A 13,391-nucleotide genomic window follows, 5' to 3' on the forward strand; every position below is an offset into this window, starting at 1 on the left:
TTAGGAGCGATCATATGCAAATAGAGTTACCGATACAAGAGGTTATTCCTGAGTTAAGACAGTTATTTCGGGATCAAGATACAGGTGTGTTAATTGCAGAGCCAGGAGCGGGAAAAACAACTGTTGTACCGCTGGCTTTGCTGGAGGAGCCGTGGGTTGCGGGACGGAAAATCATTATGCTGGAACCTCGAAGGCTGGCTGCGCGTTCGGCTGCATCGAGACTGGCGGCTACACTAGGGGAAAAGGCGGGTCAGACTGTAGGATATCGTGTACGCATGGATACCCGGGTGAGTCAGGCGACGCGTATTGAAGTTGTGACGGAAGGCGTATTGACCCGAATGTTGCAGCAGGATCAGGGACTTGAAGACACGGCGATGATTATATTCGATGAATTCCATGAGCGTCACTTACATGGGGATTTGGGTTTGGCTCTGGCATTGGAATCCCGAGCGATGTTACGTCCAGACTTGAAATTGCTGGTGATGTCGGCGACCCTCGATTCTGTTCCCGTCTGTGCATTGCTTGGCGAAGGTACAAAATCAATTCACTGTCCCGGGCGAACGTTTCCGGTGGAAACACGATATGTATCGAGACCAACAGCCATGCCACTGGAACAATTCACGGCTCAGATGGTGAAGAGGGCATTAGCCGAACAGGAGGGGGACGTGCTTGTTTTCCTTCCTGGCGCAAAAGAGATACATCGTACAGAACGGGAGTTATGGAATGGTTCTCTTCCCGAACATGTGAAAGTTCATTCCCTGTATGGCAGTATGCCCGTGGAACAACAGGATGAGGCCATACGCCCGGCAGCTGAGGGCTCGCGCAAGGTGGTCTTATCCACCTCCATTGCGGAATCCAGTCTCACACTCGCTGGAGTTAAGATTGTGGTGGATGCAGGGCTAAGTCGTGCATCGGCATTTTCGCCGCGCACAGGCATGAGCCGGCTTGTAACCCTGCCGGTGTCCAAGGCGTCAGCCGATCAACGGCGGGGTCGTGCAGGGCGAATTGCCCCGGGGGTGTGTTACCGGCTATGGAGCGAGGAGGTTCATGGGGGGCTGCCTGAGGCAGCTCGCCCGGAGATCACCTCCGCGGATCTTGCGCCGCTGGCGTTGGAGCTTGCCGTCTGGGGTGTCCAGTCCCCAGCAGAGCTGCAATGGCTGGACACCCCGCCTGACGCCGCCTACGGCCAGGCACAGGCGCTGCTGCGCCAGCTGGGCGGCCTGGACGACGCAGGCCGCATCACGCCCTTCGGGCGGCGGATGAACACGCTTGGCGTGCATCCGCGACTGGCCAGCATGCTGCTCCGCGCAGCGGAGCTTGGGCTGGCCAGCTACGCCAGCATGCTGGCGGCACTGCTGCAGGAGCCTGCCGGCCTCCGCAGCAGTGGCAGTGCGGGCGCGGGCACGGACCTCCGCCCGCGCGTAGAGGCGCTGCTGACCGCGGACAGCAGCGGTATGCCGCAAGCGGCAGCGGCTGTCGCAGACGGCGCGGCCGTGCGGCGCATGCTCCAGGAGAGCCGCCAGCTGCGCTCGGCGCTCGGCCCGGCGGCCGATCCGGTAAGGCCGGATGAGGACAGCTGCGGACTGCTAGTGTCCTTCGCCTATCCGGACCGGATCGGGCAACGCCGGGAGGACGGCCGCTATCTGCTGAGCAGCGGCCGCGGCGTACGGCTCGCAGCGACAGAATCGCTGAGCCGTTCAGCGTATCTGGTCGCAGCCGAGGCAGACGACCAGGGCGCAGATGCGCGCATCCTGCTGGCTGCGCCGTTGCAGGAGCAGACATTGGTGCAGGCAGCTCAGCACCTGCTGCAAGATGAAGTGCAAGTGGCCTGGGATTCTAATACCCGCAGCGTGCGAGCACATAAGAGACTTCGTATTGGAGCCCTTGTGATGAAAGAGAGCAGTATTGCACAGCCACCTGAAGATCAGGTGTTGGAAGCACTATTAACCGGAATTCGAATGGAAGGGCTGGATTGTCTGCCCTGGACAAAAACATCCAGACAACTTGCGGACAGGCTGCGGTTCCTGCATCTCCATCTACCTGAGTGGCCCGACCTGATCGAAGATGATCTGACCGAAGAGTTGGCAGAACATCTTACCCCTTATCTGACAGGCATGCGTTCGGCAGCCGACCTGAAGAGATTGTCGATGCAAGATGTATTACTGGGTGGCCTGAGCTGGACGCAACGACAACAACTGGACGATGAAGCTCCGACGCATATACAGGTGCCCAGTGGTTCGCGTATTCCCGTGGACTACAGTCGTCCAGAGGACCCGGCGCTGGCGGTAAGATTACAGGAGATGTTTGGACAACAGGAGACACCGCGTATAGCGGGTGGGCGAGTCCCGTTGACAATCCACCTATTATCACCGGCTCAGCGACCTGTACAGGTCACACGTGACTTGGCGAATTTCTGGCGAGAGACGTATTTTGACGTCAAAAAAGACCTGAAAGGTCGTTATCCGAAGCACTACTGGCCGGATAATCCACTTGAAGCGGTCGCCACAAATCGGGCCAAACCAAGGGGGAAATAGATGAATGATTTCGTTTTTCAGATATCAACGATTGGGTTCCCAAAGGGCGCTCTTCATCAGGCTCAGACTCTCCTGAACAACCTTAAGTTTTGTAGCTGACCGAATCATTCTCTGACTTAAAGAATCATCCTCTAACCAGGACGTGTCTCAAAACTCACTAACGTGCAACTTTTACTGCCTTTTCGCTCCATGTTAGTCACTTTGCCTTTTCGCTCCATGCTGCGTTACTTTCCCCTTGACGTGCCCCGGCACGCCTACCAAAAACATCCGGCATGGAACGAGAATTCAGCAAAATCTTCTTCTTTTGAGGTTGAAGTCGCGCCCCAGAGCGTGTCCTCAACCTGCCGAAAGCCGGAGTGTAACTGAACGTGCCTGGAGCTGAACATGAAGCGGAGCGCTAACGAACTTGTGACGTCTTATTCAGCGACTTAAAAGCGCCCGCAGCAATCTAAGGAATCTGAAACACGTTATATTCGAATAACCAGCCGTTTACAACGGGTTTGTCAGGTGATTTTGGTAAATAACGTGTCTTATGTTCCTTACAAAATAAAATGAGGACCCGAAGGCTAAATAAGACGTCCTCGGTTCCTTAGAAATCGTCTGGACAATTCGCCAGGATCAGCCAGTCTGGACTTCAAGATGTTTTGGACACCCACGTCCTTCAATGTAGAGCTTGCCTGACAACGTATCACATGCCTGAGTTTGAAGGCATACTCTGATGAGGAATAAAAAGGAATAAACCTCAGCAATTCATTGCTATTAACACATACGATATTGACTTGCAAGCGTTTGAAAGAAACGAAGGCGGGTAATAACATAACGAACCACTCAATCAGATGAGGAGGGATTCATTATGCAAAAGAAAATCGTAGGTGTGTTTAATACAGAACGTGAAGCATCGCAAGCTATCGAGGGTCTGAAGGCACAAGGATTCACTTCAGACGAAATCTCCGTTGTTACACAAGATCGGGATGAACTGAAGGCAATTCGGGAAGAGACAGGTACCAAAGCCCCTGAAGGCGTGGCTGCAGGTGCAGCAACAGGTGGTGTACTTGGTGGCGTAGCCGGTCTGCTCGCAGGTATCGGTGCACTGGCTATACCCGGTATAGGACCGATTCTGGCCGCAGGCCCCATTGCAGCAGCATTTACCGGTGCAGCTGTGGGTGCGGGAGCTGGTGGACTGGTGGGTGGACTGGTAGGTCTTGGTATTCCGGAAGAGGACGCTAAACAGTATGAGGAGTATGTACAGAATGGTAAAATCCTGCTGCTCGTAGATTCTACGGATCGGGACTCCGATGTGTACGATGTATTCAGTGGCAACAGCCAGCTTAACCGGGACAGAGCCGAAGCAGCTCATCGCGGAGACGTGCCAGCCGAACGGCCGGATCTGGATATGGAAGAACGCAGATTGGAAGCCCAAAACAAGGCAGCGCGATTCGGTAACAATACATTCCTGTAATCTTGCCGCAAATATAATCGAAATGAAATAAAACCCAATGACTTAATATCTGTAAAATGGAATGACATATATGATCCACCAGATGGTCATTAGCCGGTTTCCTTAAGGGAAGCCGGCTTTTGTCCCTGTGTTGCATATGGGTGGGTGTCAGTAATGTCGGATGGTGTTTTTACCCAGTCAAGCAGGGAATAACAATACATATAACAGTACAGCTAAAGCGAGTCCAATCACCAGTAGCATCCATGTGAGAAACCGAATTAAACCGGTCGATGCCTGAAACGTCTGTTCATTGATTTGTGTACGCTTCCGATGATAGGCTGCTGCCGAATACACAATGATGGATATGCCGCCAATCAGAGAAGTGATACCAGTTATAATCGCCGCAATATGTGCAAGCCGATCATACGCCGACGAATTGAAGCCAAATCCGGCAGCAAGAAAGCCGATGCCCGCCATGGCAATACCGGTGCGTACCCAGGCCAGAAAAGTTCGCTCGTTAGCCAGATGTTGTTGGACATACTTGGATTCGGTAGTGGTTACGTCTTTGTCTGTTAAAGAAATGTGAATCAACTCCGTTCATTAAATATACGGATTCATTGTACGTTGTTTTTATCGCAAAACCAAGAAAGGATGGCTGAATGCATGCCTCGCAAAGAACGAATTACAGAAATAGAGAGCTTAAGGGGAATTGCCTTTGGAGCGGTGGTTCTCCAGCATTCCATCGCACATTACTCTCTGGTCCCGGAAACGAGACTGGAGGATGGGGTGTTACTGGCCATACTGCTGATGCTCTCCAAATTTGCCGTTCCTTTATTCATATTCATAACAGGGATGGTGCTTTTTTATAACACGGGAGACAAGCTGCATTACGGCAAGTTTATGAGAAAAAGAGTAAACGACGTGATCGTGCCTTATCTGATCTGGTCACTCATTTATTTTACACTTGCACCGCGTGGTTGGACCGGATTCGGATGGAATGACATCCCAGACCTGGGCCTGAAGTTGCTTACTGGCAAAACGACTTCACACTTTTGGTACATCATTATGTTGATTCAGTTTTATCTGTTATTTCCGCTCTTTTTGCGAGCCATTCGTTATGTATATAACCGATATGAGGCCAAGGGGCGCTTGATCGCATTATTGATTTCTGGTGTGGTGTATCTTGTACTTGCGGATCAATTAAGAAACATCGCCAAGTTCATGGAACGGGTGAATATCCCGGTGCTGACAGATGCTTTTACAACGTATGCAGACCGGAATTTCCTCTATTTCTTTATTTATTTTGTGCTTGGTGCCGCAGCGGGGTTATCCGTGCAGCACTGGAATGAATGGATTCATCGATTACGCTGGATATACTGGACAGTGTTTATTGTTCTGGGTCTGCGGTTTACATATCTATTAATGCTGGAGTTTCAGAAGCCGGAAGGAATCAAAATTACGTTTTACACAGTCAGCTTGATCCGCCCTGATATGGCACTCTTTCTGATCGCTTCCATTATGGTCATGTATCAGTTGGCAGGAAAACTTCATAACCTCAGGGCTACACGATTGCTGGGATGGATTGGTGGTGTATCGTATGGCGGTTATCTGATGCATATGTTGATGCTGCGGTACAGCTACATTCCGGATGAGTTGTTCTATGTTGCTATGGGCTTGAACCCTGTCGTTCGAATGACCATCACCTGGTTGCTCGCTCTTACATTATCCTGTGTAGTGACATGGCTTATCTCGCGTGTAAGCTGGGGCAAATGGATTGTGGGAACCGTACCGAAGTCTGTTCGCGATAAATGAATCCATCAACATATGAAAAATTCATAATAGATCACCACAGCTGCACAGGAGTGTACGGGAGTACGAGAGTATACAAACACAAGATACAGGAGCACAGGTATTACAGCTTTTGCACAGACTCTCTTGTCATTAAAATTCGATCTCACGACTCCATGAGCCCTGAAATAAACAACTTTTGAATAACGATTAAAATTTCATTACATGAAAAATTCACAACAGAAAACCTTTTTCCGTGCTTCCCCCAGCTTAACGCGTATTCACACGATTTCTTTCTCACCTTCTTTAAAGATGGATAAAAGGCAGACCAAGCGGAGAAAGATGGCAGAACCCGAACATAAGTTTTATAATACTAGATATATAGGTTCTGACAGGAGGGGAATGAACGTGGCCTTTATGATTGCACAGCGGGCATTTATCAAGCTGTATCTGATTACGATGGTTGAACAGCACAGGGGGTATGGTTACGAGATGCTGGAGGCGATGAAGCAGGAATTCAAAGACTACGGTTATGTACCACCCCAGAGCGAGGTATATCGGGCACTGCATGAATTGGTCCAGCAAGGTGTTTTTTATCGCACGAAGAAGCTGAAGGGCAATGATCCGAAGGTCGATTTTCAGGAAATCGTTTTATATCATTTCACGGATGATGGTGCGGAGAAAGCTGAGTTATACAAGAAACAGGTCAAAACGGATCTGGATCGTTGTCTCGGCATGTTACACAAGGCAGAAGAGGACAATTACGGTACGAAAGGAAGATGAGCATGAACAGACAGTTACAGTGGGGAGTACTCGGTACGTCAACCATTGCCAAAAATGCAGTCATTCCGGCGATCCAGCAGTCTGAACGTGGTGAGGTGTTGGCGATTGCCAGCCGTAGCAAGGAAAAAGCGGAAACCCTTGCCGAAGAACTCGGCATTGCCAGATCATATGGCAGTTATGAAGAGCTCATCGCTGATCCGGACATTGAAGCCGTCTATATTCCTTTGCCTAACCATATGCACAAAGAATGGACCATCAAAGCGGCACAGGCTGGCAAACATGTGTTGTGTGAGAAACCAGCTGCCCTGAATGCTGATGAATCGGCAGAAATGATTGAGGTATGTCATCAGCAAGGTGTTCTTTTTGCAGAAGCAATTATGTATCGATATCATCCCAAGCACAGACGTGTGCAAGAGATTATAGCTAGTGGAGAGATTGGCATCGTCAGAGCCATCCATGGTAACTTTACCTGTAATACCGCTGATGACAAGGAAAATGTAAGGTTCAAAAGAGAAATGGGCGGCGGATCGTTATTTGATCTTGGCGTGTATCCGATCTCGGCAGCCCGGATGTATCTGGGACAGGAACCGGAAGCGGTGACAGTTCACGCTCTATTCTCGGACGAGCATGATGGCGTGGATATGATGGCGTCGGGACTGGTAGAATTTCCGAATTCGGTAGCTTTAACTTTTGACTGTGGCATGTGGGCTTCAGGTCGAGCGGAGATGGAGATTCTCGGGACGGAAGGGCGGATTGAACTGCCAAAAGTGTTTGGCTGGGAAAACAGTGATATTCCACCTCAGATTATTGTACACACGGATTCGGTCAGCCGTGAGGAGCGTGTATCCGTGTCGAATTCCTATGTTCTTCAGGTGGAGACGTTTGCAACGGCTGTGCTTGAAGGAGAGGCCTTACCTTTCAGTCCGGAAAATACCATTCAAAACATGCGCGTTATTGATGCATGCCTGGAATCGGCTCGAACTCGTCAACGTGTGCAACTGATCGATTAGGTCAGTTCAGTTTAAACATACTAGAAAAGTAGACTCCATCTTCAGGGATGAGAGTCTTTTTTTATGTCTTAAAATGTTACAATTATAATATTTTACAATTTAAACGTCTTCATTTGATATTTCTACCAAAATGATGTGATATAAATAGTCATGAGATGACTTGTTTACTATAATCTAGCAGAACGTAACACTAGAAAGTTATAGCTTGCAGTATGCATATCGTGACAACGTTCATCTACTTTGAGGGATCGGGAGGCCGGATTGATGAAAAAGTTGATATCCACCGCATTACTGGCATTGTTGTTAACGTTTGTTTTCCTCACAGGATCACAGTTCACTCCAGTCGCACAGCAGAAGGCATCTGCTGCAACATGTACCATCATCAATACGTTTACAGGTGTAGCAAACTATTTGAGTGCAAACGGAACGTTGCCATGTAACTTTATTACCAAATCACAGGCAACAGGACTCGGCTGGGTAGCGTCAAAAGGAAACTTGGCTGTAGTGGCTCCTGGGAAAAGCATCGGTGGGGACACATTTGGCAATCGGGAGGGACTTCTGCCTTCGGCCAGCGGACGTACATGGCGCGAAGCGGATATTAACTATACTTCCGGCTTCCGTAATTCGGATCGGATTGTGTATTCCAATGATGGACTTATCTACAAAACGACAGATCACTATGCATCATTTACACGTTTGAAATAGAGGAAGGAGCAGCCATGATTACCGTGATTCTGGATGGAGAAGACTTTGCGAGTAGCGCTGAACTTCATCAACAATTAAAGGACAAGCTGAAGCTGCCGGATTTTTATGGCGGTAATCTCGACGCTCTGTGGGATTGCCTGACGGGTACGATTGAACTTCCACTAGAGCTAAAATGGACCAACTACCAAATCAGCGAAGAACGACTGGGGGATGAAGCAGGCCGGGTACGCGATTTGATGTTGGAGGTACAGGCTGAACAGGCTGGATTTCAATTAAGTGTTGAGAAGTAGCAGCAATAAAGGCAGTTCAAATACATTCCATCCCGAGCAGACCACTTGTGGTCTGTTTTTTTGTGTTAAAGGAGGTTGTCCAAAAAGGTTGTTCAAAAAGTCTTTTTGTCGATTACGAATCAACTGAAAGAAGAGCGAGTTTTTTACTTTGCCTACTTAGCGTTAAAATTATTTTCACGGAGGTATTGATTTCTGCACAATTTACGTTAAAATAAAATTAACATGAAAAATATTTTAACGTTGAGGAGAGAAAAAGAATGAATGATAGCTCAGCAGTTGGCAAGCAAGGTATGGGTGAGTTAATACGAATCAGACCGTACATGCAATTTATGCTTAGTAAAGTGGTATCCAGATTTGGTGATTCGATTGACTCGATTGCCTACAGTTGGATGGTATACATTCTAACCGGTTCGAAAGTGTTGATGGGTACGTTGCTGGCGGTGAATTTTTTGCCCAATATCCTTCTGGGTCTGTTCGCCGGGGCTTTGGTTGATCGCATGTCTCCCAAAAAAGTGATTGTGATTACGAATACGGGGCGCGGGTTGTTGGTGGGTATTACAGCTCTGCTGTTTGGATTGGGCCAACTTGAAGTCTGGCATCTGTTTGTCATGACAATTCTGAATTCTTTGCTGGAATGCTTCACTAGTCCTGCGGAAGTATCAAGTGTCCCCCGATTGCTTCCCCCATCGATGCTGCTTTCGGGTAATGCGATGTCCTCTTCCGCAACCAGAGTGGCCGAACTCGCAGGACTTGCAGTGGCTGGTGCCCTTATTGCTACAATAGGCATTGCCTGGACGATCCTGATTGATGCGGGGTTGTTTGCGCTAAGTGCTTTAATTATGAGCCGAGTGGGCTATCCTGAAGGTTCAACATCTGCTAACAATGAAGATAAAACAACAATGGAAATAGATTCTCTTCCTTCCGACAAAAGTAGCATATTCTCCGAAATGGCGGAAGCTTTTCATTTTCTCCGTAAACATGCCTTATTGTTAATTGTCTCCATCCTGTTTGCCTTCGTTAATTTCTGCCTGATGCCGTTTAATGTTCTCCGTACACCCTATGTCATTGAAACGTTGCATGCTGGCGCTGGGGGATTAAGTCTGCTCAGTGGGCTGATGGTGGGAGGCATGTTGCTTAGCGGTGTATGGTTGACACAAAGGGGAGCGAATTATCGTAAAAGTGTGCTGGTCATCAGCGGTATTGTCATGTTGGGTCTCAGTTATGCGATGACGGCACTACCCGCTTATATGACTTCCTTCCAACTGCCAGTTGCAGCGGCCTTTTGTCTACTGATGGGTATGGGGATTCCGCTGGCTACAACACCGCTGGCAACCTATCTTATGGAAGTTACCCCTTCGGAGATGCTGGGCAGAGTGTATGCCCTTCAGAGTATGCTCGTCTTGAGTGTTGCACCACTTGGGAGTCTGGTTTCGGGAGCACTTGCAGATTGGATGACCATGCCTGTTCTTTTTATCGTCTTTGGGATTATGCTTGCCATGTCCGCAGGTATGCTGTTATTTAGCAAAAGCTTTCGGAGTGCGATGTGAAGGATATTTAGAAAGAAACATGATCTGATTTTTTGATAACATGTCATCGCCAGCTTACTTTGACCGAAGTCCTGACGCAGCGGTATAATAGAGATATCGATGGACAACAGGTACCCCGGAAATGAGGATACAGGGATGGCGCACAAGGTTCTTTCAACAATTGAAGAAATTAAAATCTACTCCGATCCTTATCGGATACAGATTATGAATATGTTTAACAAGCAGGGCAGACCATCCACTGTCAAAGAGATCGCCGACCAGATGGGTGAGGTGCCAGCCAAAGTTCACTATCATGTAAAAAAGCTGGAGAAAATTGGTCTGCTGACGATCGTTTCCACACGTGAGATTAATGGGATTATCGCAAAATATTATGAACCATTCACCGGAGAGATCCATCTCCGTCATGAAGATGAAGACAAGGAAAACTCACCATTAAAACAGGTGTTTCGGTCCGAGACGCTCAAATTATTAAATGAGATGTTCGAACAGAGTCGTCAGCGATTCATGCATCAGGCGGAAAACGAAGACCGAATGTTTCTCTCGGACATTACGCTGTACGCCACCCGAGACGAAGTAGAGGAGTTGTATAAAAACATCATAAAACTCTGTGAACCCTATACAACAAAAGAGAATCGACAAGGGGAACATGAGGTCTTTCAGTTATTTTCAGCACTTTCTAAACCTATAGTGAAAATACCTGCTTCCAAGACAGATGCAAAAGAGAAAAAGAAAGCTACGTCTGATAAGGGCAAATCAACTCCGAAAACCTCTCGATCTGTGTCGAAGCGGCAGGGATCTGCATCATCTGGTCGTGAGTCGGAAGAATAAACGGATGGAATACATGGGTTCAGCCTTATCATTGGAAGCCAAGTAACCGTAAACGTGAGAGACTGCTTAGGAGAAAACTAGAAAAAGCCGCCCAATGGCGGCTTTTTAATGCGTGATAAGGAAGGCTAATGGTGGAGCAGCCTATGGAATCCAATTCAATTTTGACGCCTACCTTTTCAGTTCATAACGAAATTACATGTTCTCATCATAGCCCTTCACATCACGTTTGGCTGCGGTTGCGGGGGAATTAGGTGTGCCATATTCTTCGACCGCTTCCCAGGCATCTGCGTTGTCGAACTTGCCGGCCCGCTGCTGTCTTCCTTCCCCAGCACCACTCGGAGGCATGGTCATCACTTCTTCTTCAACGGGCCGATCGTTGCTGATTTCCCGGTTAGGTGTGTCGTCAATACAGTAAGCCGTATAGGGGATAGCTTCAAGTCGTTCGAAGGGAATATCTTCGCCGCACGTTACACAGGTCCCATATGTACCTTGCTCCATACGTTCCAATGCGTCGTTCACTTGATTGAATTCGTCTGTTAATGTATCGTCGATCGCCAGATCACGGCTGCGTTCAAATGTTTCCGTACCGGCATCTGCCGGATGATTATCGTAGGAGGACAGCTCACCGGTTGAATCTTTCAGCGACTGGGCCGGAGCACCGTCTTCCATGCTGGATTCAAAATGACGCTGCAAGTTTTCACGTTGCTCCAAAAGGGCATTTTTCAGTATTTGATGTTGATCTTTAGTTAATGTACTCATAAGGACATGCTCCTTTCCCGTTGTGGGGTGTAGTGAGTCTTTACCCGAAATGGATGAAAAGCAATCATTTTCATGAGGAATAGGGCTGTATCGTTTTATATCTGACGGATTATGTGTTATAAAAAATAGAGAGAGAAAATGCCGTATGTTCTTCACAGGAAATAGAAACACGGCTTGGCTTATAATGGAGGTTGTCAATATGGATGAACATATGAAACGAAGATTGGATAAACAGAGACAATTGTTTAAACAATTGGGAGTGCAGCTAGATGCGTTATCGATACATGAAAAACAATTTAATTATAAACTTCGTGGTTATGATCCGGATGAGGTAGATGCTTATCTTGACCTAGTCATCAAAGATTACGAACGTTTCTATGCCAATATTGCAGATCTGATGGACAAATGGCAAGAACAGCAGTTAACGATCCGAGATCTCAAGTCGTCCGTGAAACCGGTGGAAGATCCAACCAAGATTGATCGCAAACAGCTGGATGATATTGTGAAACAACTGGAATATAGTGTGCGACAGCTCAAGATTAGAGCACGTCCCGAGAAGGATCTGTTCTCTGAATAAAATCAGCAAGACTAGGATTATATTAAATAAAGGTGGTTAATCATGAGTACTCATTTTTCGGTCAGTGTGCATTGTTTGTTGTTATTGTCACTCAGCGCGCCTGAACGAATCACGTCTGCACATATTGCAGGTAGCGTGAATACCAACCCTGTCGTCGTCAGACGTATACTGGGCGGGCTGAAAAAGGCAGGATTAGTGAACTCTTCTCCTGGAACAAGAGGTTTCTACCTGGCGAAGCCATCAAGTGAAATCACATTAGACATGATCTATCAGGCTGCGAAGGACGAAGGTCCATTGTTCCCGATTCACGGCAATTGTAACCCGGATTGTGAAGTGGGCTTGCATATAGACAGCTTGCTGACCAATCTGTATCAGATTGCGGAGTCCAAGGTGGAGCAGTTCTTCGCATCCATTACCCTTGAAGATATGGAACGTTCCAGTTCCCAGATGTTAGCTGTCCCATCGCAGTCAGAGTAGATTGTAATAAGACGAAGGAAAGGTGGGTTGTTATATGAAAATTGTAGTCATCTCTGATACGCATTTATCTCGTAAATCACGCAAGTTACCGACGCAGCTCCTTAATGTATTGCCGAGTGCGGATCTCATTCTTCATGCCGGTGACTGGTCGGATTGGAGCGTATACCCATTGCTTAGTGAGTATGCACCAGTTGAAGGGGTAGCTGGTAATACGGACCCGTCCGAAATCGCTGAAAAACTGGGATATTCCCGTATTGTTGAAGTGGAAGGACTTCGTCTGGGTCTTGTACACGGTCATCTGGGATCAAAGGGTACGGAGCAGAATGCAATTCATACCTTTGCAGGCCAGCATGTGGATGCTGTGATTTACGGACACTCACACATCCCGGTGATGCATACCGTCGACAACACGCTGGTATTTAATCCGGGATCACCTACAGATCGGCGTTTCCAGAAACAATACTCATTTGGCATCATGACAATAGATCAGGGGAAACTACAGGCTGAACACGTGTTCTTTGATCGGGATTAGAGAGATATGATTTCATCCTATATATAGTTATGGTACAAGACATCTTTGAACAGAATTGAATTCTGTTCCAGAGATGTCTTTTTTTGATTTTTGATCACATCATTCTCTTGAGAAGTTATCTCT

14 protein-coding genes are annotated in these 13,391 nt (G+C 47.7%); 12 read left to right on the forward strand and 2 right to left on the reverse strand.

Annotated features, from left to right (window positions below; all coding sequences use genetic code 11):
* Positions 1 to 14 precede the first annotated feature (14 nt).
* Entirely contained in the window at positions 15 to 2,534 is a 2,520-nt protein-coding gene (hrpB, locus tag ACETMN_RS12300; RefSeq protein WP_411736162.1) for an ATP-dependent helicase HrpB, read from the forward strand.
* A gap of 853 nt (positions 2,535 to 3,387) precedes the next feature.
* Complete coding sequence (locus ACETMN_RS12305) at positions 3,388 to 3,993, forward strand: general stress protein (protein ID WP_017689064.1); 606 nt, start codon at positions 3,388 to 3,390, stop codon at positions 3,991 to 3,993.
* Positions 3,994 to 4,170: 177 nt separating this feature from the next.
* Here the strand turns inward: ACETMN_RS12305 and ACETMN_RS12310 are convergent, their stop codons facing one another.
* Positions 4,171 to 4,563: a YidH family protein gene (locus tag ACETMN_RS12310; RefSeq protein ID WP_307537570.1), complete on the reverse strand. Its 393-nt coding sequence runs from the start codon at positions 4,561 to 4,563 to the stop codon at positions 4,171 to 4,173.
* 72 nt (positions 4,564 to 4,635) lie between these two features.
* Between ACETMN_RS12310 and ACETMN_RS12315 the strand changes: the two genes are divergently transcribed.
* The 7 genes from ACETMN_RS12315 to ACETMN_RS12345 all read left to right on the forward strand — a co-directional run bounded on the left by ACETMN_RS12315 (position 4,636) and on the right by ACETMN_RS12345 (position 10,923).
* Positions 4,636 to 5,784, forward strand: a complete 1,149-nt coding sequence (locus tag ACETMN_RS12315) for an acyltransferase (protein WP_179198554.1) — start codon at positions 4,636 to 4,638, stop codon at positions 5,782 to 5,784.
* 384 nt (positions 5,785 to 6,168) lie between these two features.
* On the forward strand, positions 6,169 to 6,543 hold the full coding sequence (locus ACETMN_RS12320; RefSeq protein WP_036609188.1) for a helix-turn-helix transcriptional regulator: 375 nt from the start codon (positions 6,169 to 6,171) through the stop codon (positions 6,541 to 6,543).
* A gap of 2 nt (positions 6,544 to 6,545) precedes the next feature.
* Entirely contained in the window at positions 6,546 to 7,553 is a 1,008-nt protein-coding gene (locus tag ACETMN_RS12325; RefSeq protein ID WP_036670444.1) for a Gfo/Idh/MocA family protein, read from the forward strand.
* Between the two features lie 264 nt (positions 7,554 to 7,817).
* Positions 7,818 to 8,258, forward strand: a complete 441-nt coding sequence (locus ACETMN_RS12330) for a ribonuclease (protein WP_036609184.1) — start codon at positions 7,818 to 7,820, stop codon at positions 8,256 to 8,258.
* 14 nt (positions 8,259 to 8,272) lie between these two features.
* On the forward strand, positions 8,273 to 8,548 hold the full coding sequence (locus ACETMN_RS12335) for a barstar family protein (protein ID WP_411736163.1): 276 nt from the start codon (positions 8,273 to 8,275) through the stop codon (positions 8,546 to 8,548).
* 257 nt (positions 8,549 to 8,805) lie between these two features.
* Complete coding sequence (locus ACETMN_RS12340) at positions 8,806 to 10,095, forward strand: MFS transporter (protein WP_149846526.1); 1,290 nt, start codon at positions 8,806 to 8,808, stop codon at positions 10,093 to 10,095.
* A gap of 135 nt (positions 10,096 to 10,230) precedes the next feature.
* On the forward strand, positions 10,231 to 10,923 hold the full coding sequence (locus ACETMN_RS12345) for an ArsR/SmtB family transcription factor (protein ID WP_091017179.1): 693 nt from the start codon (positions 10,231 to 10,233) through the stop codon (positions 10,921 to 10,923).
* Positions 10,924 to 11,115: 192 nt separating this feature from the next.
* On the opposite strand, the gene ACETMN_RS12350 is transcribed toward ACETMN_RS12345, so the two are convergent.
* The gene (locus ACETMN_RS12350) at positions 11,116 to 11,682 is read right to left on the reverse strand and encodes a TraR/DksA C4-type zinc finger protein (protein ID WP_411736164.1); all 567 of its coding nucleotides are present in this window, start codon (positions 11,680 to 11,682) and stop codon (positions 11,116 to 11,118) included.
* A gap of 199 nt (positions 11,683 to 11,881) precedes the next feature.
* Here ACETMN_RS12350 and ACETMN_RS12355 point away from each other — a divergent pair, with 199 nt between their 5' ends.
* Genes ACETMN_RS12355 through ACETMN_RS12365 form a run of 3 tightly spaced genes read left to right on the forward strand, consistent with a single transcriptional unit; the run spans position 11,882 to position 13,268 of the window.
* Positions 11,882 to 12,259 carry a DivIVA domain-containing protein gene (locus tag ACETMN_RS12355; RefSeq protein WP_091017175.1) on the forward strand — a complete coding sequence of 126 codons (378 nt, stop codon included), beginning with the start codon at positions 11,882 to 11,884 and terminating at the stop codon, positions 12,257 to 12,259.
* Positions 12,260 to 12,301: 42 nt separating this feature from the next.
* A complete protein-coding gene (locus ACETMN_RS12360; RefSeq protein ID WP_091017173.1) occupies positions 12,302 to 12,736 on the forward strand; it encodes an Rrf2 family transcriptional regulator in 435 nt (144 codons plus the stop codon).
* A 34-nt stretch (positions 12,737 to 12,770) separates the two neighbouring features.
* Positions 12,771 to 13,268, forward strand: coding sequence for a metallophosphoesterase family protein (locus tag ACETMN_RS12365; RefSeq protein ID WP_091017171.1), 498 nt, complete (start codon positions 12,771 to 12,773; stop codon positions 13,266 to 13,268).
* Positions 13,269 to 13,391: the final 123 nt, after the last annotated feature.

Origin of the sequence: Paenibacillus sp. M2, from assembly GCF_046713495.1 — a bacterium.
GTDB lineage: Bacteria > Bacillota > Bacilli > Paenibacillales > Paenibacillaceae > Paenibacillus > Paenibacillus amylolyticus_B.

Excerpts from the sequence above, each read along its gene's own strand:
- ACETMN_RS12365 (WP_091017171.1), top strand. The coding sequence starts at position 12,771 with ATGAAAATTGTAGTCATCTCTGATACGCATTTATCTCGTAAATCACGC.
- ACETMN_RS12330 (WP_036609184.1), top strand. The coding sequence starts at position 7,818 with ATGAAAAAGTTGATATCCACCGCATTACTGGCATTGTTGTTAACGTTT.
- ACETMN_RS12345 (WP_091017179.1), top strand. The coding sequence starts at position 10,231 with ATGGCGCACAAGGTTCTTTCAACAATTGAAGAAATTAAAATCTACTCC.
- ACETMN_RS12355 (WP_091017175.1), top strand. The coding sequence starts at position 11,882 with ATGGATGAACATATGAAACGAAGATTGGATAAACAGAGACAATTGTTT.
- ACETMN_RS12360 (WP_091017173.1), top strand. The coding sequence starts at position 12,302 with ATGAGTACTCATTTTTCGGTCAGTGTGCATTGTTTGTTGTTATTGTCA.
- ACETMN_RS12340 (WP_149846526.1), top strand. The coding sequence starts at position 8,806 with ATGAATGATAGCTCAGCAGTTGGCAAGCAAGGTATGGGTGAGTTAATA.
- ACETMN_RS12315 (WP_179198554.1), top strand. The coding sequence starts at position 4,636 with ATGCCTCGCAAAGAACGAATTACAGAAATAGAGAGCTTAAGGGGAATT.
- ACETMN_RS12305 (WP_017689064.1), top strand. The coding sequence starts at position 3,388 with ATGCAAAAGAAAATCGTAGGTGTGTTTAATACAGAACGTGAAGCATCG.
- ACETMN_RS12350 (WP_411736164.1), bottom strand. The coding sequence starts at position 11,682 with ATGAGTACATTAACTAAAGATCAACATCAAATACTGAAAAATGCCCTT.
- hrpB (WP_411736162.1), top strand. The coding sequence starts at position 15 with ATGCAAATAGAGTTACCGATACAAGAGGTTATTCCTGAGTTAAGACAG.
- ACETMN_RS12325 (WP_036670444.1), top strand. The coding sequence starts at position 6,546 with ATGAACAGACAGTTACAGTGGGGAGTACTCGGTACGTCAACCATTGCC.
- ACETMN_RS12335 (WP_411736163.1), top strand. The coding sequence starts at position 8,273 with ATGATTACCGTGATTCTGGATGGAGAAGACTTTGCGAGTAGCGCTGAA.